The sequence below is a fragment of the Winogradskyella pelagia genome, assembly GCF_017581965.1.
Lineage (GTDB): Bacteria > Bacteroidota > Bacteroidia > Flavobacteriales > Flavobacteriaceae > Winogradskyella > Winogradskyella pelagia.
In genome coordinates this window covers 13,062-38,862 of the sequence record NZ_JAGEVF010000006.1, presented here as the reverse complement: position 1 = coordinate 38,862, position 25,801 = coordinate 13,062, and the positions used below count along the sequence as shown (strand labels likewise).

19 protein-coding genes and 1 tRNA gene are annotated in these 25,801 nt (G+C 34.9%); 10 read left to right on the top strand and 10 right to left on the bottom strand.

Annotation, left to right across the window (positions count from 1 at the left end):
• The first annotated feature begins 4 nt into the window (after nucleotides 1-4).
• The 6 genes from J4050_RS08720 to J4050_RS08695 all read left to right on the top strand — a co-directional run bounded on the left by J4050_RS08720 (nucleotide 5) and on the right by J4050_RS08695 (nucleotide 4,860).
• Entirely contained in the window at nucleotides 5-631 is a 627-nt protein-coding gene (locus J4050_RS08720; protein ID WP_208154194.1) for a peptidylprolyl isomerase, read from the top strand.
• The gene (locus tag J4050_RS08715; protein WP_208154193.1) at nucleotides 631-1,335 is read left to right on the top strand and encodes a 16S rRNA (uracil(1498)-N(3))-methyltransferase; all 705 of its coding nucleotides are present in this window, start codon (nucleotides 631-633) and stop codon (nucleotides 1,333-1,335) included. Before J4050_RS08720 ends, J4050_RS08715 begins: the two co-directional genes overlap by 1 nt.
• A gap of 1 nt (nucleotide 1,336) precedes the next feature.
• A complete protein-coding gene (locus tag J4050_RS08710) occupies nucleotides 1,337-1,978 on the top strand; it encodes a DUF4159 domain-containing protein (RefSeq protein ID WP_208154192.1) in 642 nt (213 codons plus the stop codon).
• Nucleotides 1,979-2,047: 69 nt separating this feature from the next.
• Nucleotides 2,048-2,548 (top strand): TrmH family RNA methyltransferase, encoded by a 501-nt coding sequence (locus tag J4050_RS08705; RefSeq protein ID WP_208154191.1) that lies wholly within the window; start codon nucleotides 2,048-2,050, stop codon nucleotides 2,546-2,548.
• A 38-nt stretch (nucleotides 2,549-2,586) separates the two neighbouring features.
• Nucleotides 2,587-3,675 carry an AI-2E family transporter gene (locus tag J4050_RS08700; RefSeq protein ID WP_208154190.1) on the top strand — a complete coding sequence of 363 codons (1,089 nt, stop codon included), beginning with the start codon at nucleotides 2,587-2,589 and terminating at the stop codon, nucleotides 3,673-3,675.
• A gap of 6 nt (nucleotides 3,676-3,681) precedes the next feature.
• On the top strand, nucleotides 3,682-4,860 hold the full coding sequence (locus J4050_RS08695; protein ID WP_208154189.1) for a class I SAM-dependent methyltransferase: 1,179 nt from the start codon (nucleotides 3,682-3,684) through the stop codon (nucleotides 4,858-4,860).
• On the opposite strand, the gene pdeM is transcribed toward J4050_RS08695, so the two are convergent.
• On the bottom strand, nucleotides 4,850-5,497 hold the full coding sequence (gene pdeM, locus J4050_RS08690; protein WP_208154188.1) for a ligase-associated DNA damage response endonuclease PdeM: 648 nt from the start codon (nucleotides 5,495-5,497) through the stop codon (nucleotides 4,850-4,852). The two genes, J4050_RS08695 and pdeM, sit on opposite strands and share 11 nt — an antisense overlap.
• Before the next feature lie 116 nt (nucleotides 5,498-5,613).
• Between pdeM and J4050_RS08685 the strand changes: the two genes are divergently transcribed.
• Nucleotides 5,614-5,913: a GIY-YIG nuclease family protein gene (locus tag J4050_RS08685; protein ID WP_208154187.1), complete on the top strand. Its 300-nt coding sequence runs from the start codon at nucleotides 5,614-5,616 to the stop codon at nucleotides 5,911-5,913.
• A 212-nt stretch (nucleotides 5,914-6,125) separates the two neighbouring features.
• Here the strand turns inward: J4050_RS08685 and J4050_RS08680 are convergent, their stop codons facing one another.
• From J4050_RS08680 to J4050_RS08660, 5 genes are all read right to left on the bottom strand, one after another.
• Complete coding sequence (locus tag J4050_RS08680) at nucleotides 6,126-8,576, bottom strand: ligase-associated DNA damage response DEXH box helicase (RefSeq protein WP_243878594.1); 2,451 nt, start codon at nucleotides 8,574-8,576, stop codon at nucleotides 6,126-6,128.
• Nucleotides 8,577-8,722: 146 nt separating this feature from the next.
• Nucleotides 8,723-9,028, bottom strand: coding sequence for a GIY-YIG nuclease family protein (locus J4050_RS08675; protein WP_208154186.1), 306 nt, complete (start codon nucleotides 9,026-9,028; stop codon nucleotides 8,723-8,725).
• A gap of 30 nt (nucleotides 9,029-9,058) precedes the next feature.
• The gene (locus tag J4050_RS08670) at nucleotides 9,059-10,648 is read right to left on the bottom strand and encodes an ATP-dependent DNA ligase (RefSeq protein WP_208154185.1); all 1,590 of its coding nucleotides are present in this window, start codon (nucleotides 10,646-10,648) and stop codon (nucleotides 9,059-9,061) included.
• Nucleotides 10,645-11,682 (bottom strand): ligase-associated DNA damage response exonuclease, encoded by a 1,038-nt coding sequence (locus tag J4050_RS08665; RefSeq protein WP_208154184.1) that lies wholly within the window; start codon nucleotides 11,680-11,682, stop codon nucleotides 10,645-10,647. The genes J4050_RS08670 and J4050_RS08665 overlap by 4 nt, the downstream gene beginning before the upstream one ends.
• A 346-nt stretch (nucleotides 11,683-12,028) precedes the next feature.
• Nucleotides 12,029-12,103 (bottom strand) — tRNA-Pro (locus J4050_RS08660).
• 219 nt (nucleotides 12,104-12,322) lie between these two features.
• Here J4050_RS08660 and J4050_RS08655 point away from each other — a divergent pair.
• Nucleotides 12,323-13,375: a tetratricopeptide repeat protein gene (locus J4050_RS08655; protein WP_208154183.1), complete on the top strand. Its 1,053-nt coding sequence runs from the start codon at nucleotides 12,323-12,325 to the stop codon at nucleotides 13,373-13,375.
• Nucleotides 13,376-13,415: 40 nt separating this feature from the next.
• Here the strand turns inward: J4050_RS08655 and J4050_RS15370 are convergent, their stop codons facing one another.
• The 4 genes from J4050_RS15370 to J4050_RS08635 all read right to left on the bottom strand — a co-directional run bounded on the left by J4050_RS15370 (nucleotide 13,416) and on the right by J4050_RS08635 (nucleotide 23,577).
• Nucleotides 13,416-13,928 (bottom strand): T9SS type A sorting domain-containing protein, encoded by a 513-nt coding sequence (locus tag J4050_RS15370; RefSeq protein WP_208154182.1) that lies wholly within the window; start codon nucleotides 13,926-13,928, stop codon nucleotides 13,416-13,418.
• Between the two features lie 278 nt (nucleotides 13,929-14,206).
• Nucleotides 14,207-18,487 (bottom strand): hypothetical protein, encoded by a 4,281-nt coding sequence (locus J4050_RS08645; protein WP_208154181.1) that lies wholly within the window; start codon nucleotides 18,485-18,487, stop codon nucleotides 14,207-14,209.
• Between the two features lie 10 nt (nucleotides 18,488-18,497).
• Nucleotides 18,498-20,063: a tail fiber domain-containing protein gene (locus J4050_RS08640; RefSeq protein ID WP_208154180.1), complete on the bottom strand. Its 1,566-nt coding sequence runs from the start codon at nucleotides 20,061-20,063 to the stop codon at nucleotides 18,498-18,500.
• A gap of 172 nt (nucleotides 20,064-20,235) precedes the next feature.
• Nucleotides 20,236-23,577: a CHAT domain-containing protein gene (locus J4050_RS08635; RefSeq protein ID WP_208154179.1), complete on the bottom strand. Its 3,342-nt coding sequence runs from the start codon at nucleotides 23,575-23,577 to the stop codon at nucleotides 20,236-20,238.
• Nucleotides 23,578-23,738: 161 nt separating this feature from the next.
• Between J4050_RS08635 and J4050_RS08630 the strand changes: the two genes are divergently transcribed.
• Both J4050_RS08630 and J4050_RS08625 read left to right on the top strand, forming a co-directional pair.
• Complete coding sequence (locus J4050_RS08630) at nucleotides 23,739-24,920, top strand: CHASE2 domain-containing protein (protein ID WP_208154178.1); 1,182 nt, start codon at nucleotides 23,739-23,741, stop codon at nucleotides 24,918-24,920.
• A complete protein-coding gene (locus tag J4050_RS08625; RefSeq protein ID WP_208154177.1) occupies nucleotides 24,899-25,708 on the top strand; it encodes a hypothetical protein in 810 nt (269 codons plus the stop codon). The genes J4050_RS08630 and J4050_RS08625 overlap by 22 nt, the downstream gene beginning before the upstream one ends.
• The last annotated feature ends 93 nt before the right edge of the window (nucleotides 25,709-25,801 follow it).

Genomic DNA, 25,801 nt, shown 5'->3' with positions numbered 1-25,801 from the left:
TAATATGAAACAATTATTATTTCTTATTATTTTAATGCCGTTTTTTGGAGTTTCACAAATGAATTTTGAGAAGGAACTCGATTCTGTTAATTCCAAAAGGGAAGCTGAAATATTTATAGAATCTAACAAAAATACCAAAGGTAAAATCTTAACTTTTAATAAAGAGAAGCATAAGACGCGATTGGCCGATGAGTTATTCAAACTATCTAAAGGAGGTAAAAAAATTATAAAATCTAATTATAAAACCACCTATTATAAGGTTCTAGATAAGGATAAAGTTGTTCATGAACGAGTGAATTACATTTTATTTGATAGTTCTAAAAAGTCTTTATCTGAAATTAATACATTGAGAGACAAAATTATAGTAAAACATAAGGATGGCTTTGACTTTAAGACCTTAGCTAAATATTATTCTATGGATATTAATGGCAAGAAAGGCGGTGATTCTGGTTGGTTTGAAAGTAAAGTAATGCCTGCCAAGTTCGAGCAAGAGGTTAAAAATCACAATATAAACGATATATTTATGGTGGATATTGCTGAAGACAATGCCTATTATGTTATACTAAAGTCGCATGAGCCAAAAACCATTGAGGAGATAACGGTTCTTAAATTTTCTGAAACCAGAAATTAGTGCAGTTATTTTATAATCCAAATATTACCAAAATAGATACCGCGTTTGTTTTCGATAAAGATGAAAGTAGGCACATCGTCAAAGTATTACGAAAGCAAATAGGCGACAAATTAGTAATAACCAATGGCAAGGGTTATCTGTTCTATACAGAGGTCACAGTATCCGATATAAAACGCTGCGAAGTAAAAGTCTTATCCCATGAATTCAAAGAGAGAAGGCCTTTCAGACTGCATATCGCAATTGCTCCAACAAAAATGAATGACCGTTACGAGTGGTTTTTAGAGAAAGCGACAGAAATAGGGATTGAAGAAATTACACCTATTTTTTGTGACCATAGCGAACGCAAAGTCATTAAGCCAGAACGTATGGAGAAAATTTTGCAATCAGCGATGAAGCAATCCTTACATTGTTATCTCCCAAAACTTAATCCCTCTGTATCATTCGATGATTTTATAACTTCAAATTTTAAAGGCCACAGGTTTATAGCGCACTGTGAGGAGAGTCACAAAATAGCTTTAAAGACAGCCTTAAAAAAGAAGTCTGATTGTTTAATTCTTATTGGTCCAGAAGGTGACTTTTCTGTTAAAGAAATTGAAACTGCGAAGGAGCATCAATTTATTCCAGTAACTTTGGGTAACACAAGGTTGCGCACAGAAACAGCTGGCATCGTAGCTTGCCACACAGTAGCCTTAATCAATGAATAGCATGAAGTATGTTTTAGTTTTCATAGTAAGCGTTTTAGCCCTTAACCTATCATCTCAAGAGGTTGCAGTATTAAAATACAAAGGCGGTGGTGATTGGTATTCTAACCCAACTGCCCTGCCTAATCTTGTAAAATTTTGTAATGACAATATAGATACTAATATCAATGAATCTATTGCCACTGTTGAAGTAGGCAGTGTAGATATTTTTCAGTATCCATTTTTACACATGACTGGTCACGGCAATGTTTTTTTTAATGAGGAAGAGACCGAAAACCTAAGAAATTATCTTTTTTCGGGAGGTTTTCTGCATATAGATGATAATTATGGAATGGAACCTTATATAAGGAAAGAATTGAAGAAGGTATTCCCTAATAAAGATTTAATTCCAATTCCAAAAACACATCCAGTTTTTAACACTGCATTTGACTTCCCTAACGGTTTGCCAAAAATCCATGAGCACGATGGAAAAGCGCCTCGAGCACTGGGAATATTTGAAGACAATCGGTTGTTGCTATTGTTTACCTTTGAGAGTGACCTTGGTGACGGCTGGGAGGACCCAGAAGTACATAACGACCCGGAAGACGTTAGGGAAAAGGCCCTTAAAATGGGTGCCAATATTATGAAGTATGTATTTATTAATTAGACACATTTTAGATGGAAGAGTAGCGAGAAATGACAAAGAAAAAAATACTTCTAACTAATAACTTTTCAATTGCAACTTACCCATTATACATCACAGTTTGAGAAAATAAATTTTCCGATTACCTTGATTTGTGATAATATAACAAATGCTCCAAACATTGGCAGCTTGTTTAGAACGGCAGATGCATTTGGTGTAGAGACCCTTATTTTTTGTGGTGAAGATTTACAATTTGGCAAACGGATGAAGAAAACATCTCGCGCTACAGAGAAGTATGTTAACCATAAAATTGAGAGAAATATTGATAACGTTCTTAAAGAGCTTCAAGCTAGTCATCATATTATCGCGCTAGAAATTACAACGCAAAGTAAACCCTTGTCTCATTATAAAATTCATACATCCAAACCTATTGCTATTATTATAGGCAATGAAAACTTTGGCCTATCTGAAAGTGCTGTGAATCAAAGTCACGATATTCTTCATGTAGAAATGTTTGGTTACAATAGCAGTATGAATGTGGTACAAGCAACCAGTATTGCACTTTACGAAATCACAAAGCAACTTAATTTTTAAAATTTGCCTTGCTAAATTAATTTCAGCATCTTTGAGATATGGATTCAAAAATCATTTCCAATGGAATTTTAAGAGCTATTGCTATTCTCCTAGCCGTAATTCTGGTTTTATTTTTTTTGTATCAAATTCAATCTGTAATTGTCTATATCGCAGTTGCTGCAGTTGTATCCTTAATAGGGCGACCAATTGTTTTATTTCTAAGAAACAAATTGAAATTCAACAATACATTGGCAGTTATTGTAACCATGATACTTCTTGTAGCTTTGCTAGTTGGCCTAGTGGGCATGTTTATCCCTTTAATTGCAGACCAAGGACAAAAATTATCACTGCTTAACGTTCAGCAATTAGAAACCAATATTGAAAATTTATACGATCAAATAATCACTTACTTTGAGTTTAGCCACATCGATGTAGAGCAATCCATAAAGGATTCTAATTTGCTTTCAAAACTAGATTTTGCGCTAATTCCCAACTTTTTCAACAGCTTAGTTAGCGGATTGGGAAGCTTCAGTATTGGTTTGTTTTCAGTCTTGTTTATTTCATTCTTCTTTTTGAAGGACAGCAAGTTGTTTGAAGAAGGAATAATGACTTTTATTCCAAAGGGCAAAGAAACGCGCACCAGACACTCTATTTTAAGCATTAAAGATTTATTATCGCGATATTTTGTTGGTCTTATCTTTCAGATCGTCATACTATTTATAATTTACACCATTGTTCTACTCATTTTTGGTATAGATAATGCTATTGTTATAGCCTTTCTGTGTGCACTACTTAATTTAGTGCCTTATGTAGGACCATTAGTTAGTGGATTTCTGATGCTTCTGCTAAGCATGTCTAGTAATTTAGGCGAGAGTTTCAGCGAAGTCATTCTACCCAAAACCACTTATGTCATGATTGGTTTTGTAATAGCACAATTGGTAGATAATTTTTTCAGCCAACCCATCATATTTTCTAAAAGTGTAAAATCACATCCTTTAGAAATTTTCTTAGTTATAGTCATTGCAGGCTTACTTTTTGGGGTAGTAGGAATGATTGTTGCAATCCCAACTTACACGGCTATTAAGGTGGTTTTAAAAGAATTTTTATCAGATTATGACGTAGTTCAAAAACTCACTAAAAATCTATAATTTAGTTTGGACAAAGCTATTTTAAATCCTGACATTCAGAATTATATAGATTTAAATTTAAATTCGGATGCAGCTTCTATTCTATTAAAAGGCATTCCATTTTCAAATGTCGACTCTAAAACTTTAGTACAACAAATTAAAGCTAAAAAGCGTTGCCAAAAGAAGCTACCAACCTGGTTTCAAACTGAAAACATTTACTATCCTAACAAGCTAAATATTGAGCAAACGTCTTCTGAAGTTGCTGCAGATTATAAAGCAAGTTTGGTGTCTGGGTGTTCGTTGATTGACCTTACAGGTGGATTTGGGGTCGATACTTTTTATTTTGCGAAACACATTGAAAAAGTAACACATTGCGAGATTAATGATGAACTGTCTAAAATCGTAAATCACAACTATAAAACCTTAAATATTTCTAATATAGAGTGCCTTAATGATAATGGCATTGAAGCTTTAAAACGAATCGACCAACCTTTCGATTGGATATACATAGACCCTTCGCGTCGAGATGACACAAAGAAAAAAGTATTCTTATTGTCAGATTGCACGCCGAACGTAAAAACGTTTCAAGGTTTATTTTTAAAATATGCCAAACACGTAATGATTAAAACATCACCTTTGTTAGATATCAAGGCTACGCAAAACGATTTAAAACAAATCAAAGAACTGCATATTGTAGCTGTCAATAATGAAGTTAAAGAGTTACTTTGGGTTTTAGAACGTGATTGTAAATCTGATTTCATAATTAAAACGGTAAACCTAACGAAACAAAACAAGCAAGAATTTGACTTTAAGTTTAAAGATGAGTCTTATGCATTAGTTGAATATACTAAACCACTCTCCTATCTCTACGAACCAAATGCTGCTATTTTAAAAGCCGGTGCATTTAATTCTGTTAGTTCTTTACTAGATGTTTCAAAGCTGCATAAACACTCGCATATATATACATCAGACATATTAATTGAATTTCCTGGCAGACGCTTTAAAATTGAAAAAGTAATTCACTTCAATAAAAAAGTATTTGCTAAAGAAAGGATTGGTAAAGCTAATGTGACGACTCGTAATTTTCCTTTAAGCGTTGGTGATATTCGTAAAAAACTAAAAATTAAAGATGGTGGTAATATCTATTTGTTTTTTACAACAAATATGAGTGACGAAAAAATAATTTTGATTTGCTCTAAAATTTAAAAATCGAAGTCTCTGTAAAAGCATAAGAAGTGGAGGCTTCCGGTTCAGAACGTGTATTAAGCCCTGTAAATAGACTAAATGCTGGTAGAATCAGCTGTTTTGAATTAACTTGGTAACATGGTAATTTTAGCTTCTGTTTCCCTTTTCCTTTGATCAATACACCAGGATGTGTATGTCCAGAAATCGTAAATGAATATAAATCATTTTCATCGTGTTCATGAATCAAAATAAAAGGCCCTAACTCTATTGTGGTAAGAACTTCTATATTAAAGTCATCCATTAATCGTTGAGATTGTCTATCGTGATTTCCTTTTATTAAAATCAAACGCAGGTGTTCAAATTGCGCTAACCAAGATTTAAAAGTGATCATATCACTATTAGTTTCTGCATGAAATAAATCACCAACAATCAATAATTGCTTAGGTTTAAAGTGACTTATTAGTTGCTTTAATCGTTCTAAATCCTTTTGAAGAATACCATCTGGCATTGGTATCCCATGACGTCTGAAGTGAGCAGTTTTACCAATATGGACATCTGATAAAATTAAGGCTTCTTGAGCTTCCCAATAAATGGCGCGCTGATTGGTTAAGGTTAACACCTCATTTTTAATGGTGATATTTTCAGTGATAATATTCAAAATTCTGTCATGTCGAACGAAAGTGAGACATCACACTCGTTGCTAATTGAAAAAACGAAATTATGTGATTTCATGCTTTGCTCGAAATGACTTATCATTTATTTTTAAATTTGTTTATGCTTCAGAATCATTTTGTTTACATCGTTACAAATCAATACAGAACAACCTTGTATATTGGTATTACAAACAATATACAAAGACGAATAGAACAACATTATTTTGATAGTCAAAATACCAAAAAATCATTTGCTGGAAAATATAGTTGCGTTTATTTAATTTATTACGAAGGGTTTGAAAATCCCAAGGATGCCATTACAAGGGAAAAGGAACTTAAGAAATGGCGTAGAGAAAAGAAAAACAAACTTATTTCTGAATTTAATCCTAAATGGGAAACATTAAATAATCAGGTTATATAGTCATGACATATGTGAGACATCACATTTCATATGTTTTTAAATCTTAGATGATGGGTTTTTTCGTTGGTCATACTTCGCTCTGTCGAAATGACATAAAGCTCAAATTATAGCTTAAAAGATAAAATAGTTATAAGAGTCATGTCGATACGAAGTGAGACATCACACTCGTCTATTTAAAAAATTATGAGATTTCTCGCTTTTACTCGAAATGACTAATCTACTTTAAATGCCTGTTCTTTAATACGCTGAATACGTTTGTCTAAATTTTCATTACTCATGGTACCACGTAAACTATCTACTTTTAAGGGAAAACTCAATGGCGTAAATGATTTTGAACGCTTTACTATAATTTTACTTTTTGAAATCCGCTCAAAAGCTTGTTGTAATCGTGCTTCTTCTAACTGCTGATTAAATACTTCGGTATAAGCTTGTCGCAATAATAAATTATCGGGTTCGTAGTCTTCAAGTACTCTGAAAATTAATCCAGATGACGACTGTAAACTCTTGTTATTCTTTCGTGTTCCTGGTTGTGATTGCACGACTAGACCAGCTATCACAGCAACATCCCTAAACTTTCGCGACGCCATTTCTGAAGCGTTAATACTGGCAATAACATCATCCATGAGATTATCTTTAGTGAGTAATTGCTCAATATTAGTATCATCAACAGGAATTGGTTGGTCACTCAGTAATTCAAACCCATAATCATTCATGGCAATAGTGAATGTTATCGGCTTAATTTTACTAATACGATATGCCATTAATGCTGAAAATACCTCGTGGACCAAACGACCTTCAAATGGATACATAAACAAATGATGCCCATCTCTGGTTTCTATCAATTCGACTAAAAACTCATTCGCTTTAGGAATATGAGAATGTGCATCTTGCCGGCTTACCAAAGGATTTAAAAACCGAAGTTCCTTTTCTAATCGTCCTGGCTCTAAAGCATCAGAGAGCTTTAATCGTAGGTAATGACTTAAATGTGATGTCAAAGGTAATCGGCCACCTAACCAGCTTGGTGACACCGCTTTTTTGGCTTTGCTTCGTCTTACCAAAACTGTCATGTCTTTAATCTGAACCAGTTCTAATACACGACCAGCTAAAATAAAACTTTCACCAGGCTTCAACTTTGACACAAAAAACTCTTCAATCATGCCGATATAACCGCCAGAAAAATATTTTACCTTTAAGTTAACTTCACTAACTATAGCACCAATATTCATGCGATGCAACATACTAATACGACGACTTTTCACTTTATACTTTTCATCTTCATCTAAAATGACTTTATGAAACTCTTCATAGGAACTTAAGGTCTTGCCGCCTTTAGTAATGAAATGTAAACACCATTGCCAATCCTCTTTTGTCAAATACTGAAAGGCATGTACTTGATGAATACGTTGAAACAAATCATCATCATTAAATCCTTCGCCAACGGCTAGAGTCACCATAAACTGTACTAGTACATCATAGGTTAGCACCATTGGGTCTCTAGATTCCATTTGCTTCTCTTTAATGGCCTCTTTTAAAGCTGACACTTCCACCAATTCTAAAGAATGTGTTGGTACGAAGTAAATTTTAGAGCGTTCAAATGGCGAATGACCACTACGACCAGCACGTTGCATAAAACGTGCGATACCTTTAACCGAACCAATCTGAATGACACAATCCACAGGTTTAAAATCTACGCCCAAATCAAGTGAAGAGGTACAAACCACGGCCTTTAAATAGCCTGAGGCGATATTATCTTCAATCCAGTTGCGAAGTTTCTTATCGATAGACCCATGATGGATGGCTAAAAGACCTGCTAAATCAGGTTGCGCATTCAATAGGACTTGATACCACAATTCGGCTTGCCCTCTGGTATTCGTGAAAATTAAAGTTGTGGTATTGGATGCTATGATTGGTAAAATTTTGTCAACCATTTTAGTTCCTAAGTGACCTGCCCATGGCAACACTTCAATTTCATCTGGAAGTACCGAAATAATGTCTAACTTCTTTTTCTGCTTGGCCGTTACCGAAGTGACTTTTAAATCAGCATAAGGTAATAGCACGGATTTGGCTTCTTCTAAATTGCCGATGGTTGCGGTAATTCCCCAAATTCTGAGTTTGGGCGCATAATGTCTCAGTTGTGAAATAGCCAATTCAGTCAGTACACCACGTTTATTGCCTAATAACTCGTGCCACTCATCAATAGCCACACATTTCACATTTTTAAACCATCTTGAATTCTTTTTCTGAGAAAACAGCAAGTGCATGGTTTCAGGTGTGGTTAATAATACATCTGGCATTAAACGTTCTTGTTTGCGCCGTGTTGCCGTTGGTGTATCACCATTTCTAACCTGTACCGACCAATCTAAACCTATATCATCAATCGCTTCTGTCATGGCTTTTGCTAAGTCTTTCGCTAATGAGCGTAATGGACTTATCCATAACAACTTTAAGCCCTTTGGATAACGTTCTGGGTGATTAAGATAATCGATAACTACCGCCAAGAAAACTGAAAAGGTCTTTCCAAAGCCAGTAGGTGCAATGACCATACCTGAGTAGCCGTTAGTATAGCGTTGCCAGGTCTGCATCTGAAATGGAAACGGTGCATGTCCTTTTTCTGCCATCCAATTGTTGATAATTCGTAAACCGTCGCTGTCTCTAAAATTCATTTATCTGTCATTCCGAACTTATTTCGGAATCTATTTTTAAAACTATTTTTACTTTGCCTTGTAGATGCTCAAAAAAAATCAGCATGATGATACTATGTCATTTCCAGTCTGACTTGTCATTCTGAACTTGTTTCAGAATCTCATTTTTAAATACCTTCTAACGGTTTCCATAAATTGGCCCAATTAGGATTTTCCTGTTCAATTAAATTAATTTTCCATTGGCGATGCCAATTCTTTAATTGTTTTTCCCTTCTGATTGCTTCATCTATAAATTGAAACTCTTCATAATACACAAGAATCTTCAACTTATATTTATTCGTAAAACCACTTCCTTCACCATTCAAATGACGTTCCATTCTGTCATCTATACCACCTGTGACACCAATGTAAAGTGTTCCTTTTGGCTTATTTGTCAAAATGTATACCCAATAATTATGATATGCACGCTTCATTCATTAAAATTAACAGATGCTGAAACAAGTTCAGCATGACAAAATGAGTGATTTTACGGTTTCAATCGTATCAATTTCTTCTGCAGGTTTATCTTTTCGCCATCTGGCAATTCTTGGGAAACGCAAAGCAACGCCGGATTTATGCCTATTGCTTAGTGCAATGCCTTCAAAGGCAATTTCAAAAACTAATTCTGGTTTTACGGTTCTAACGGGTCCAAATTTTTCAATGGCATTCTTATTTACCCATTGGGATATTTCTGTGATTTCTCTATCTGTTAAGCCTGAATAAGCTTTTGCTACAGTCACCAAAGCATCATCCTTTTTCACGGCAAAGGTATAGTCGGTATATTTAGAACTTCGTCGTCCACTACCCTTTTGGGCATAAATCATCACAGCATCAATAGTTAAAGGGTCAACCTTCCACTTCCACCAATCGCCTTTTTTACGACCGGTATGATATGGTGATTTTTTCTGTTTCAGCATTAAACCTTCACTATTGATGGCTCTTGAATTATCCCTTATAGCATGAAGTTCTTTCCAGTCTTTAAAATCAACCAAAAACGATAATTTGATATACTCTGGTAAAGCTACCGAATTGAATAGAGATTCTAAACGTTGACGTCTTGCTTCAAAAGCATCCTCTCTAATATCATCACCATTAAATTCTAGAATATCATAGGCTTTAAAACCAACAGGAACCTCTTCCAAGAGTTTTTTTGTGACATTTTTTCTGTTCAAACGTTTTTGTAAATCATTGAATAACAAGACATCATTGTCTTTCATAGCCAATATTTCACCATCAATGACAAAGTCATCTTTGAAATTAGACATGGCTTCTACAAGTTCAGGAAATTGTTTGGTTACCAATTCTTCACCTCTAGACCAAATATATATTTCATTATTACGCTTTACGATTTGACCACGAATACCATCCCACTTTTGCTCAACAATCCAATCATCAGGTTCACCCAATTCTGGTAAATCCTTTTCTAACGCATAGGCCAAACAAAAGGGATAAGGTTTCGAATTATCGTAGTTGATGTGTTTGCCATGAATGAGTTCTTCAAAAGCAATGGAATTCACTTCCCAGTTTCCAATGATGCTATGCATAAGCTGGTTGGCATCAATATTAGTAAGTTTTGCCAAGGCATTCACTAATGTTTTTTTAGAAACACCAATTCTAAAACTACCACCAATGAGTTTATTAAAAATCAAACGCTCTTGTTGTTCTAACCCTGTCCAAGCCTCTAATACAAATGCTTTCTTTTCATCGTCAGATTTAGGTTTTAAAGCTTTTAATTCGGTCATCCATTCATTTAAACTTAAATCTAAATGGTGTGTGGGTTCTGGTAATAATAAGGCTAAGGTTTCCCCTAAATCGCCAACAGTACCATAACTTTCTAAAAATAACCATTCTGGAAGATTGGTCAATTCCATACACCACTCTTTCATAAGCGTAGTTTTAACTGGCCGTGACGGACGTTTACCCGTGAACAACGCAATAAGCCATAGTTTGTCTTTATCTGGTGCTGTACTAAAATAACGCACCAATGCATCAATCTTAGCATTGGTTTTATTGGTAATTTCGATGGCGCTAATTAAATCTGAAAACTGCTTCATTCACGTCCGATATTTTCAGTTTCTTTTTCAGCTTTAGCCAAAGCCTCATCGCCATATTCAGTTTTAAGTTCGTCCGCTTTGATGCCTATTTCATTTAGATATTTCGAAAAAACCGCTTGTGAGCCATGAGTCACGTACACTTTTTCTGCTTCTGTGGCTTTTACTGCAGAAATTAATCCATTCCAATCCGCATGATCGCTCACCACAAAACCTGCATCAACAGCTTGCCATCTTCTATTACCTCGAATTTGCATCCAACCTGAACATATAGCTGTTGCCGAATTTGGTACACGCTTTAGCATCCGTGAACCTAACAAAGCAGGTGGTGCTATAATAATTTTATTTTGAAGTATTTTCCTATCTAAATCTGCAGACCACAATTTGGTTTCTGGTAACTTTATTCCAGAACCAGAAATAGCCTCATTTAAATTATGAATGGCACGATGCACATAAATATCATCACAACCATCTAGTAAAGATATTAAGCGTTGTGCTTTACCCAAAGAATACCCAAGAAATACAGATGTTCTATTATTAGATTGATTGGTTTTTACCCATGACTGCAATTGGTCTTGAAGTGCTTTTTCTGATTTCCAATTATAAATTGGTAAACCAAAGGTACTTTCTGTTATAAACGTATGGCATTTAATAGGTTCAAAAGGTGAACTTATAAAATCAGATTGTGTTTTATAATCACCTGAAAATACCACTATATAACCTTTATACTCTAGTCGTATTTGAGCTGAACCAATAACATGACCTGCAGGATAAAAAGAGACCTTGACACCATTTATAGTCAAAGTTGAATCATAAGGAATGCTTTCTACTGAAATATCGGCACCTAAGCGATGTTGTAAAATAGCTTTAGAATCATCAGTACACAAATACCGTTTCATTCCCCGACGTGCATGGTCAGCATGGCCATGAGAAATTATAGCGTAATCAACAGGATACCAGGGATCTAAATAGAATTTACCTTGAGGACAATAAATACCTTTTTTGGTGAATTTTATAAGTTGGTTTTCTAATGACATAGCTTTACGAAGCTATTGAAAAAGCTTGTTTTAGCTTGGTAAGGGATTGTTAAAATTTGAAATCCTAGAGCGGTAGAAAAATTTGATAACCCAGTTGTATCAAAGTAAAGCTAAATTACTATAGCGTTTTGAGAATCTAAAGGAACCTTTTGCTTGGCATGCTGTAAGGATTTAAAGAATCCTTTTTCATCGCATTTGTTGCAAATTAAGCTTTGAGATTATAAGGATTTAAAGAATCCTTTTTCATCGCATTTGTTGCAAATTAAAGCAAGCTTTAATTGTATTTAAAGCTCCAAAGTCCGTTTAAGAAAGTAAACTTTCTACACGGACTTCTTGCTTTAAAGTGTCGGGATGACAGGATTTGAACCTGCGACCACACGGCCCCCAGCCGTGTACGCTAACCGGACTGCGCCACATCCCGTTAAATGAATGCCAAAAATAATAATATTTATATAATTCATATATAGCATACTGTAAACTTATTGTATCAAGTCAATTTCGATAATTTCATTTCCAGTTTTAATATGAGTCCATTGTGTTTATAAGATAGTACTGACCAATATCATTTTAAATCGTGGGTTAAAAACTTAATTTTCTAACTAAGTTAAATCTTAAAACAATACTTTTTTACATCCATATCATGAAAACCATTATCACATATTTAGCTCTGATTCTGGCACTACAATTATTTAGTTCAACATTTTTAATTGCCCAGAATATTGAAAATATAGTCAAAGCTTATGAGCAAAGAATGAATGGCGATATTGAAGGCGCAAAGGCAATTTTAAATGATATCATTAAAATTGATTCTACAAATGCCCTAGCTTATTTTGAAATGGCAAGAACGGTTGAAGACAGTATGAAACTTCAGTTTATCACTAAAAGTATAGCATTAGATTCTACTAATACTATGTTTCTTTTTTATCAAGCCAATTTGTATATGCTAGATGCATATAGAGGAATGAAAAGTAATAACAAGACAATTATAACTAAAAACATAAACAAGTGTATAGCAACCTTAAAGCGCATATTAGAAATTAATAATGATTGCCGCGAGTCTATATTATTCCTCGTAGACCTATACGGCACGTTACCAAAAGACATGGGTGGTAATCCCAGAACGGCGAGGTTATATTTAGACAAATTAAAGCCAATAGATTCATTTTATGCAGCTCAAGGAGAGTGGATTTTAAAATCAAAGAATATTGATGCAGATATTGTTAAGCATTGGAAAAACTATATTGAAAATAACGCTGAAACAGAAAATGCTCTTATTAAGTTAGGGAAAGCTTACCTTTTGAAAAATGAAATTGGCATGGCCGATGAGGTTTTCAACAAAATTATTAAAATAGATTCATCACAAATTATTTTAAAGCTTGACGTCGCCAGAGCTTATCTCTACAGCGCCATGCGAGGAGGCGATGAACAAAATCGAGCTATACAAGGATTTAAAAAATATATCAATGTATATTTAGAAAGCAATGTTTCGAAACCTAAATTAATACAGGCTTGGTCCTACGGATGGCTTGGAATGATTGAAGGGCGACAAGGAAATAATATTCTAGCTGAAGAATATTATAATAAAGCCGAAAGCTTAATACCTAATTATCCAAAATATACAGCTATACCCAAAATTGAAAATCAACCTAATATTCTTACTTATAAATACAGCTCCTATTTTTCAGCATTTTAAAGAATGTATAGAAATTAATTAAAACTCTAAATTCTAGGTTTTATTCCTTAATAAACTTTAGAATCCGTTGTTTATCCTTTGAGTTTATCTTTAGGAAGTACACACCTGTTTCAAGCGGCTTTACGTTGATGGTAACGAAATCTTTTTCAATTTGTTTTACAAGCTGTCCCGTGATAGAAAAGATCTCTATAGAGCTTATAGCACCCTGTAAACCTTCCAAATAAATGGTATCCGATGCCGGGTTCGGGTATATGGTAATATCCGTAAGTGCCTGTTCTTCTTCTAAATTAAGAATTCCGTTATACTCGTTAGCTACACCGGCAGTGGTTATGATATTGAACGCTTGGGTACCGTCTATCCCGTTCATTCCTGGTTCTCCCGGGCCAGGGTCTCCTCCATTGATGAACAACCTTGCCTGGTCGTTGCCGTCCGATGGAGCAAACGTCATCCATAATACCTCTACACCATCGTTTAGCACACCTATCAAACTGCTACCTCCCGTGGAATTGAAAACGTAATAATCGAGTCCCGGTGCTGCCGAAGGACCTCTCACCTCTCCTGCTGCGTTATAGTTGGAAACGCTCTCGCTGGTATGTGTTACCGTCCTTGTATCCGATGGGTCGTTGGGAAAAACAATGGTCACCGTTGACGTGCCGGCAACTGTTACCGGAGGAGCCGCTGAGGGACAGCGAACCACATAGAACTCATATTGCAACGAACTGGCGTTCCAGTCCAAACGGTAATACACCCCTGCTGCGTTACCCGGACATTGGGCGTAAAGGACCGAACCCATTAAAAGCAGTACGAAAAATGTAATTGTTCTCTTCATGTTTAGTTGTTTTTAGCATTAATGATTTGTTGCGCCTGTTCCATTCTGGCCATATCCATTTGTATCTGCTCATTTGTCCTAAGCGCTGATGGCGATGGCAGCTGTTCCTCAAAAAGATTGAACGATGTGCTAAAGCTCGTGTTCAGCGGGTAAAGGATAATGGAAAGTATCAATTGATTGATCTCATCAGAAAAGTTGACGTTGCCGTCCAGTTTAACATCCGATGGCAGATAGCCGGCGGCGGCACTGTAACTGGAACTGAAAGTGGTATTGCCGGGAAACAATATAATATCCACCAATACGGTATTGACATCGCCTGCAAAATTTACCAAGCCGTCACCATTGACATCTCCCGCCCAAAGGGCAAGACTACCATCTCCTAAAATAGATCTTGCATTATTTCCAAAAGCGACTGTACTAGAATCTGTAAAATCAACAGTTGAAAAAGCAGCATCAAAATTAAATGGGTTAGCTGTCATAACACCTAAATGGTTACGATGGTTTACAACGACATAATAAGATCCAATTGGCACATCGAAACTTAATGGAGAAATGCCGTCAACATCTACAACGTCGCCATCCCTTTGAAGTAATCCTGAAGTTGAGCTAATAATTGTTGTATCTGTATTTGGGTCTCTCAGCTCTACCCATATCCAATCGACGATGGCATTATTACCAGAGATGTTAAACACATTAGAATCACAGGTTTTCCCGTCTGGGTATGGACTAGTGGTCGGTATGAATCCACCTGTCCGCAGATTATCACGCATCAAATTCTCTTCGCCATTAATTGGATTTATGGTTGCACCTTGTAGCTGTACTTTTGTTGAGAAAGAAAACTCACAAGGAACTTCCACTACGGTTACAATAGTTGGTTTCGCCCCACATTGCGGTAAAAACGCTCCTGCGTTAAAAGTATATTGCCCAGGACCTAAGTAAGAATTTACAGGTCCATTAGTGTCAGACCAATAATTATCCGGATTAAAGTTTGGATCATCCGTACCATCAACAATATCTAGAGCATTATAAAGGTCTGTTAAAGTAATTATATCTGATGTACAAACGTTCAAGGTTTTTTGTTCTCCAGGATCAAATGGTATTACTAACCAATGCCATATACTCGCCTCATCTGTTATGGTTATAGGCTCAGGTACACCGAATAACTGAAGCTCTTTTGAAACCGAAAATCTATAATAATAAGAAAATTGTCCTGACCCAGTATCTGGAAAATCAACAACAGTACCATTTATGGTAGTGCCTTCAGGACCTGTACCTTCATCAAGATTTCGTTCTAAAGCAATTTCGGAATTTTGAAAAACTCCAGTTGTAAATGGCGTAGTATCCTTGAAAGTGCTTATATCAAAAGTTTGAAGATCACATAAACCTCCTTCTTCTTGCACGCCATTAGCAACATCACCAGACACTGGCTCAAAATCAGCACCAGCATTGAAATTTGACGTATTAATTGTAAAGACTGCAGTAGTTGTAAATTGATTGACACCATCCTCGGCAGTAAAGGTTGTATCGTACAGGATTGAAAAATCGGTTTGAACAATTGTAATGTCATAAGACCAGTTAAATCCCTCATCACTAAATGCTGCTGCTCCACCATGATTATTTAACCAATATTCTACTTCTTCTTGATTTCCAAGTCCATCGAAGGTTACGGTTTCATCTATAGCCTCTGTAGTGCAGACGTTATCATCGGTGAAGAACACTCCCGCATCTATAGCCCAATTTACATTATTCTGCACAAAATTAACATCGTCGACTAGGACACAGTTTAAAGAAGGTGCATTTGTTAAATCAACGGTATCAATTGAAGAATTTGCACCATTCCGTAAATTAACTAAACTAAGCGAAAAGTTATTTCTAGCATTTAAATCCACTATATTGGGATTACCCGAAATATCAATATGTACAAGAGGGTTACTCGTTAAAGTCAGTGCAGAAAGTTCAGGGTTTCCACTTAAATCAACCAATGGAATACCACTGTTTGTAACTGTTAAAACTTCTAAATTAAAATTTTGAGTAATATCTAAAACCTCAAATGAGGAACTGGTGTTTTGAAGCTCTAAGCTTCTTAAACCTAAATTATTAGAGACATTTAAACTACTTAGTATAACACAATCAATAAGTGAAATCTCTTGTAAATCAATATTTTCTTGAAAATCTATACTCGAAATTGTGTCATTACCTTCTAATTGAAATCGTTTGAGACCAGTGAAAATGCCCAAATTATTAAGACTATTAATGGCATACAATGAAGAAATTTCAATGGTTTCAATATTCCCTACATCGCATATGACAACCTCGTTATTGAGTAATCCATCCTTATCAATTCCTTGGTCTAACAAATATTGTTCAAAACCGGGATCTTCAAACTCAAAAATCCCATAGTCACAATCCAACTCAATTACATTAAGAATTGAGGGCTCAACTTGAGCTGCGCAAATGGTTAAGACACTCGTAGGGTCATATACATATTGACGTGGACCTTGATATGTATTGGGTGTAAAAAAATCACTAAGTGTTGCATTACCTCTAGGTGCATCTGGTGTACCTTCTATTTGATCGAATAAATCTTGTAGTGTTACCGTTTGCCCAGGGCTTACCACGTAAGTTGAACTTTCTCCTGTATCAAAAAGTACCGTTTGTTCATTTACTGTTAAAAACGTATTATCAGTGAGTTCAACAAGTGGTGCATCCCTAAATTGAAATTCTTTACTCACTTCAACTCTATAAGTATAAGTAAAAGCACCTGAGCCCGTATCTGGAAAATCTACATTAAAGCCCGTTGCACTTGATTGAGGTGTTTCAGCAAATTCTAATCCAGCAGGCTCAACTACAAAAAAATCTTCTTGGGTCACGGTTCGTGTATCAAAATTAGTGGTCCCAGTATAAATATTGAATAGACTGTACGATTCTATGCCACATAACTCTCCGCTTGAGCCAATACTCTCACCTGCATCTATAGTTAAACCTTCTATATTAAAAACTGCCGGTATATTTAAATTTAAATCTGTATTACTAAAGGTGGTTAAAAAAGACACATTAGTTACAGGGTTAAAATCATTATCCACCGATTCATCTATTTGTATTGTATAATCAAAAGTCCAATCTCCATTTGGACAGGCTATAAAGCCAGCGGTATTTAACCAGTTGTCTAATATTTGATTAGCCTCAGCATTAAAATCTGAAAAGTCATTTGGATCATAAATTAATGTATAATCTTCTATGGACACTCCTCCATCTACATAATTAAAATCACCAACAGTCCAATTATTTATAGAATAATCTGCATCGTCAACAAAAACGCAGTCTAGATTAATATTGTCAAAAATATTAACTGGTTGAATCTGTATATTAGTTCCATTTTGAAGGTTTATTGTGCTTAAGTTATTATTTGATTGGACATTAAACGTTTGTAGTTGCGAATTTAAAGACACATCTAAACTTTCAATTTGTGTATTATTGAGCCAGAGTGTGTTAAGGTTTAATTGATTAGTGACATCAAGAGAATTAATAGGGCAATTTAGAGTTAAGCTTGTTAAGGCGGGATTCAATTCTAAATTTATCTCATTGAGCATAGAAGACCCAATTCTTAATATTTCAAGGTTTGGACAATTTTGAATATCTAATGCATTTAGTACTGTAGTGTCTCCAAACTGTGTCCCAATTTGCACTTTGGTCAGCAACTCATTATTTAGAATGTTAACGGATTCAATGCGTGGTGAAGCAATTATTGTAACTTCCTCCAATTGTGGATTACCAGAAAAATCGATTTGAAAATTACTGCCAACAATATTATCTTTCAGAAAAAACGAAGTGAGGCCTGCAAAATCTTGTAACCCTTCAAAACTATTTATCGCAAAAGAATCCACTAATTCTTCAAGAAAAGTATCAGGATCTACCACAAATACTAAGCCTTCAATAAAAAGTGATGTAATAGAAGATATATCGCTTGTAAATACTTGACCATTCTCGGTTTCATCGGTATCATATCCATTTACTCTTAACCATCGCTCAAATTCAGGGTCTGGAATAAAAGTAATATTGTCGTCTGGTTCTGATTCTTGCAAAGGACCAATAAATCCTTCTGAAACTATTAAAGACCCAGCAGATATCTCATTAACTGCAACTTCTCCAATAGAATACACCACAGCTAAATTTCCAATGGTGCTGGAGGCACCACCACTATCAATACTACTTTTTTCAGTACTTTGTCCTACGGCAAGAAGTCCAATGAAAAGACAAATACAATTGAATAGAATCGATTTCATAATACTCTGATTAATCGCGATTTTCTAAAGCCTCTACCCTACGTAATAAGTCTTGGAGTACAGTTTCCTGAGCTTGTATGGTTTGCTGCTGTTGCTGAATGATTTCTTGCTGTTCTTTAATTCCTGCTGTGAGAATTGGTATTAAACCTATGTAGTTAACACCTAAATATTCGATTTTTTGATCTTTTTTAGTTCTACCGGGATGCACATTATTCGTTACCAAATTTGGAAAAACTTGCTGGAGTTCTTGCGCAATAAATCCCATCTGTGGTAGAGCAGACATATTCATTTTTTCTATATATTCTTGTTTAATGGTGTAACTTTTTGGATTAAGCTGAGTAATAGATTCTATGGCGTTGCTAACTGATTGAATATTAGTTTTTAATTTACGGTCTGAGGCTTCGACGATGACACCGGTATGAGCTAAATCTCCAGCAGCGTAAACAGCATAATTAGTGCCTCCTCCAAAAGCACTACCATAAACACCATAGTTTGTACCTGTGTTAGCTCCTGTAGAATTTCCTCTGATTCCATAATACAAGTTACCACCAGAGCCGAATACGTTTCCTTCAATTCCTTTCCATTTACCTAGACCCTCGACTCCTATACCATAATAATCATCAATAGTATTTTGCCCATATAACCCTCTGGCGTCAGAAAATGAATTAATTGGTTGATTTATGATGCCCTGAATTGCATCGTCAAAAATAAAATCATTTGAATTTTGATTTACAGAAAGTTTTCCATTTATAGTAGAGGCGCCATCTGCTTCTACTGTCAATGCGTTTGAAGGTTGACCTATATCACCATTTCCTATCATAAATAAGGCATTAGGAACGTCATTATTATATACACCTAAAGCAGTAGCATAATTAGAAGAGACGTTTAAACCAAAACCAAATGCTGCGGAAGAATTTCCCTGAACAGATAATTGATTGCCAGCTCCAAATGAGGCAACTCCAGTTATAAAGGTGTCAATTCCAAATGCCGCAGACGCCTCTCCTCCGGCGTAATTATCTTTATTGGCGGCAAAGGCATATCGTCCTGGTGCGCCTGAAATTCCCCAAAAGCCATCATCATGTATAGTCAGGTCTACGGATTTATCCCCAATATCAGCTAAGATATTACCATCTAGGATAGGATTGGTCTCCAAGCGCCAACCAAAAAAGCCAGACTGCGAAATACGACTGAGACCAGGGTTATTAAATACATTAAGGGCATAGGGAACAGCTTTAAATGGTGTTGTTCCAATATCTACAAATCCAGACCCTGTATCAATTTCTGTCCTCAACGAAAGTAAACCCGAAACCCAATCTATACTGCCAAAATTATCAGAAGTACTTCCTCCTCCAATATCTACAATAGCTATCCCATTAATGTCAGTATTTGTAGTATGTGTTTCTTGATATTGCTGTACAGCATCGCTGAATATTGTAAACCTAATCGTTAGTGCTTGGCTTGATATTATTGTCCCAGTACCATCTTTAATTAAAGCCTTATAATTAATAAGTTCGTTCTGTGAGAAAGAAAAAAAGGTAATACACAGAAATAATCCTAAAGTATAAATATTCTTCATTTATGGATAAAATAGATACTCGATTGCCAGTCTATTACTGATTTGGGAAAGAAATTATAGACAGATAAAATCTAAGTATTTGATTAATAGCGACCCTAATGTAGGAAAAAAATTATTATTCTAAGTCTGCATCTGTTAATTTGAGAGTACAAACAGATAAAAGACCTGAGAATTACTCAAAAAGTACAAATGCCGCCCATTTTGAGGGTGCATCATTGTAAATGCTGGCCATTTGTCTTTGTGTTTCTACAAAGGCCTTTCTAACAGAGCGGCTATCTAACCAGTTTCTATAAAATTTGGTCATAAACTCTGAAGTTTCATTGTCTGGAACTTCCCACAAACTCATTATTAACCGATTTACACCTGCCTTTTTAAATCCGCGTTGCAAACCATATACACCTTCACTACCATCGATATCCCCTAAACCTGTTTTACACGCACTAAGAATGACCAATTCTGTACTGGATAAGTCTAAATTAGAAATTTCCAATGCTGTTAAGATGCCGTCTTCAATTTGATTTTTAGGCTTTTTATTATTTCGCCATGCGTAATTTGCTCCTGCAAATATGAGTCCTGATCTTAGCAATGGATCTTCTGCCAAGCGATACTGATCTTCTAAACTTAAATTGGTCTGTTTTGAAATGTCAGAGTTATTATTTTCATAAAAATAACCATGTGTTGCTATATGAATAAGGTTTGGACTTTTTCCGTCTAAGCCTTTAAATGCATCTTCAGTTGCATTATCCTTACTGAGTAAGGACACTGAAACTCCAGAGGACGTTAATAAGGTATTAAGGTTTTCAATTTCTTCAACCGTCCCTTCTAGAAATGTCCAGGATTCTCCTCGACTTTTAGTCCCTCTCGATTTACTTAATGCATAGCTATAAACATCACTATCAATATTTTTCAAATCCTCTCCATTTTCCCTAATACCATTTTCCGTGTAATCATAGGTAACCCCTCCAATAAGCAGTGAGGACTCGATATTAAAATCATCTCTAGATTCAATGAGTTTATGGGTACTACTCATTTGAACTAATTGTTTATCGCGGATAATTGGTTCATTCTTATTTTTTAATGCCGCAAGTGAGATTTGGTTTAACAAGCCGCTAGGTGAATAATATACTGTTTTCATATTTTTCAATTCAGATTCGAGTGGTTTCCATATCATGTTATAAAGCTCTTCTGAATTATAAATTTGGTCTTCAGTTTTTCTAGTAATAGCAGCATTTATTTCAGATTGATTACACAGTGCAATAGCCTTAGGATAGATAGATTTTGAATTAAATACATAGGCTACATATTTAATAGCATTGGTGGGTTTTCCATTAATCACAGGATTATAATGAGAAAATTCTATAACCACTTCGTCATTTCTTAACTTGGCTTGTATATCTTTCCAATTACGCACTAATGTCTGGCTTTCACTGAATAGTTCTGAATGAATCTGCACAAGTTCCGATTCAGATGCATTTATGATTTGTCTTAAACTATCAACATTAAACCTGCGTTGAGAAATAGATTCAGTAAGAACCGCTGCAAGTTGTTTTTTACTGTTTTTATAGTTTCGAATTTTCTTATTAATCGAATGATTTTTAAGCCGTTTCAAATCAACAAATACACCTTTTGAGTTATTAAGCAACAAGCCTTTTAAAATTAACTGATTGTTTAAATTAAGAGCATTAAGTTCTTTGTTTTCAATATTATCCAAAAATACTAGAGATTGCATTGTATTGAAGTTTTTTGAAATCGTCTTCAGAAAAATCTTCTGCTCATCCTCACTACTGAAACGGAATATTTTATCGATTTGATTAATAAAAACATCATTTGATGCACTTAAATAATTCACGCCTTTGTCAAGCTCTTGTAACCCAAAATAAGTTGCACTTTTAATTTTAAGGAACTGCCCATAATCTTCATGGTCCTCTCCCAATATCAAACGAATACTATCAGTAGCCGAATCAATGAAAGGCTTTGCTTCAGCAAATTGATGGGTTAAATTATAGGCCTTTGCAAGACTCTGTTGCATATTATAATAAGCTTCATCCTTGGATTTATTATGGGTTTCACAATAAGCCAAGTTTTCTTTCATTAGGGCAATAGCAGTATCTGTTTCACCTAACTCAAATAACGTGGCAGAATAATCATCTAATATCCAGCTATGAAAGTTATGCCATTGACCATCACGCTTCTCTTCAAATCTTACTATGATGTCTAATCCTGATTTTGTGTATTTAAGAGCCTCGTCAAATTTACCTTGTGCAAAGAATAATTTGCCCATGTTAGCTAAGAGCTTAGCATATTCCGGATGATCTTCCCCCAAGGCCTTTACCATTACTTTTTTAGCCTTTTCGTAAGTCTCTTTTGACTTGTCATATCTGCCCATATTCTGATAAAAAAAGGCTTTGTCCATTAAGCGTTTACTTAAGGTCTCCTGGGTTATGTTTGGTAATTCTAAAGACGCATCAAAATATTTTATAGCATTGGCATAATCTCCACTCTTATCATAATTAATAGCAATTCTACCAAGTACTCTTGCATAAATCGGATTTTCAGTATTTTCATTGGCCACAAATACATTCTGTACACTCTTATACATATTTATAGCCTCTGCATAATTATTGCTTTCTTCTTCAACTATAGCCAAATAATAATTAGCTGCTAAATATCCCATATTTGTAGTTGAATCAATTGCTTCAAAAGCTTCTGAGGCCTGTTTTTCGTAGTCATAAACTTTTGATAGGTTTTTAATTGAATAATATAACCCTCCAATATCCTTTAAGGCCACTGCGTACTCCATACTTTTTTTACCGTTGACCTTTTCAACATGATTTAGTAAGTCTCGTATATTGGCTTTTGCCTTTTCATCATCTCCAGTAGCAATATAAAGCTCTACTAAACTCTTATAGATTTGAATTTCATTTAATGCACTAAATGGATCTTTAGACTTTATAATATCCAAAGACTGTAACAAGTACCTTTCAATTCTCTTTTTATTCTTGGAATTTTTAATAAAGCTCGAGCTAAGCCCATATAGAGTTGTGGCGTAATTCAAGTCTAAAGTGTCCCTTTCTTTCCTTAGAACATCAAGTCTTTCTTGATAAAGATGTCTTGCCTTTTTTGATTGTTGAAAGTTCAATGACAATTTTGCCAATTCTATTATTTCTTCGGAATACTTGAGACGCTGGGAGGGTTTTAAGGATTTTGAAAAGTCTACTATCTGGGCATCAAGCTTCAAAGAATCAATGGTTTTAATTGACCTACTTTTCAAGTTGACCTCATAATAAGCTAATAATGACTTACCGTGCTTTTCTTTTTTTCTAAAATATTTTGAAGCTATTTCAAATGACTTCCTAATAGGCTTATAGGCCTGTTGTATGGAATCCATTTCTAAATAGTTAAGACCTGACTGATAGTAGCCTTCCCATTGCCCTCGCTTTAAGTCTTGAGATGTAATGAGGCTAATTTTAAATAAGAAAACAGCAGATAATAAAACTAATTGTTTGTTTAGCATATAAATGATTAATAGCAACAGTTTAAAAAAAGTAGGCGAGATATTTGGAGAAAAATAAAGGTAGCCTCTTTTAAGTAAACTTCAAAATAAGAACTGCCATGACAATCTCTTTTGTCAATAATATGAAGAATTACGTATATTAGTAGGGCTATTAATCTATAATGAAGAGAAAAACCAAGTTACTTATTAGAGATGCTTTCTTCTCTAGCATCTTAACCAGCGTCATTATTGGTATTCTATACTTAGCCATTTTCAATGTTAGATTCTTTAACCCAATCCATAAAGTTTTTGAGGATTTTAGTTTTTTAGATGTTTATTTTGCGCAGCAGTTTGAGGAAAGCACCAAGGTCAATGAAGAAATTATTTTAATAAACATTGAAAATCATGATAGGGAAATCATTGCGTCCCTCCTAGAAACCGTTTTAAGCGCCAAACCGAAAGCTGTTGGTTTTGATGTTATATTAGAACCTCACGACGAGCATTTTGCGGCTGATTCGCTTTTGGCTCAACTTCTAGAACATAAAAAAGTAGTGACAGCGTTTGAGGTGAAAAATGAACGCATCATTCAAAACGAAGCATTTTTTTCAAGCCGTAAACGACCAAATTTTACCAATTTTAATTTTGACGAAGATGTGGCCGTCGTAAGGGATTTTATTGGATTTGCTGAAATACAATCAGAAATAAGAACATCCTTTGCCACTCAAATTGCAAAAACATATCTCAGCGATAAAAAATGGACCAAATACAGTTATGATGAAAAGCTCGAAACTCCACAAGTCATCAACTTCTCTGGTAATACCGAAAAGTTTCCTGTTCTTACATTAGAGGACTTAAGCTTTGAAAATCCTTCCGCCTTTCTTAAAAATAAAGTAGTCATTCTAGGATACGTTGGCCGCAAAGGTATAGACAGTAGAGCTGATATTACAGATAAGTTCTGGACGCCACTCAATGAAAGACTATTTGGCAAGAGTGACAGGGATATGTATGGTCCTGTTGTTCATGCCAATATTGTAAATATGCTGATAAAGAATAAAGTGATACAGCGCGTATCCCATTTCTGGTTAGTTATAATCACCTTTATCTGTATGTATTTTTCAACAATGGTTTATATGAAACTCAATAAATATTATAAAATAAGCTACCGTACAAGAAAACAGACTTTTCAGTTTATTTTCTCTGTAACCCTTCTCATTATTGTATACTGGCTATTGACAAAAAATATAGTCCTTAATCCTATCTTAATCCTTGTTGGTGTAATCCTATCTGGAAGCTATTTTAAGTATTACAAACATCTTACACGATATATAAAAACAAAACGCAAATGGAAAACGTATTTAAAGTAATACAGCGTAAAGGGCTAATACTATTAGCTCTATGGTTTGTGTCAACAGTATTTGGACAAAAAAGTAACCTATATATTTGGAGATATGAGGGTAAGCCTGCTATAAAACTTAATGACTCTATTTCACCTGTTACCAATGGCGCCGCAATCACAAAAAAGTCTAAACTTATTATGGGTAGAGATGATGTGGCCTACATTATTAATAATTCTGGTGAGGTCTTTGAGCTTCATGAAACAGGTACGTTTAAACATAAGGAATTGTCTAAACTCGAGCCCAGAAAAGCCAGAACATCCTTTGAAAAGAAGTTGACTACCTATCTCTGGAAGGAGTTTACCAATTCCGTTAAAAAAGGTTACAATAAAAGTGGCGTTGTATACCGTGGTGATTATGTAGAGTTGTTACAACCCTTAGACAGTACTTCTTTATATGCCAATGAGATTGTTTTTGAGTGGAAGGCTAAAGAAAATAAAACAAAGCCTTATTATTTTGTCTTAAGAGAATTAGGCACGACCGAAACTACTATGATTGGCACTTATGATACCAAAATTCATCTTTTTACAGATGATATTAGGTTGAAAAACGGCAAATCCTATGAATGGACTGTGGTTGAGAGTAAATATGAGAATTTAGACAAAGTAAATTTTAGTACGATTAAGATCTTAAATGACAGTGAATATCAAACACAAAAAACTGAAATTGATATTTTTATTGACTTTTTAAATTCTATAGGATACAGTAGTGAAGAGATTTCAGATGTTCTCTGTTTAAAAATTCGAAGTTGTTTTTAATCTTCTTATAAATTTCGTAGCCTTCCATGCTGAATTCTATTCATCTGGCATAAAACTTTGGATTTAAAAGATTTTGAACTAAGGTCAGATGAG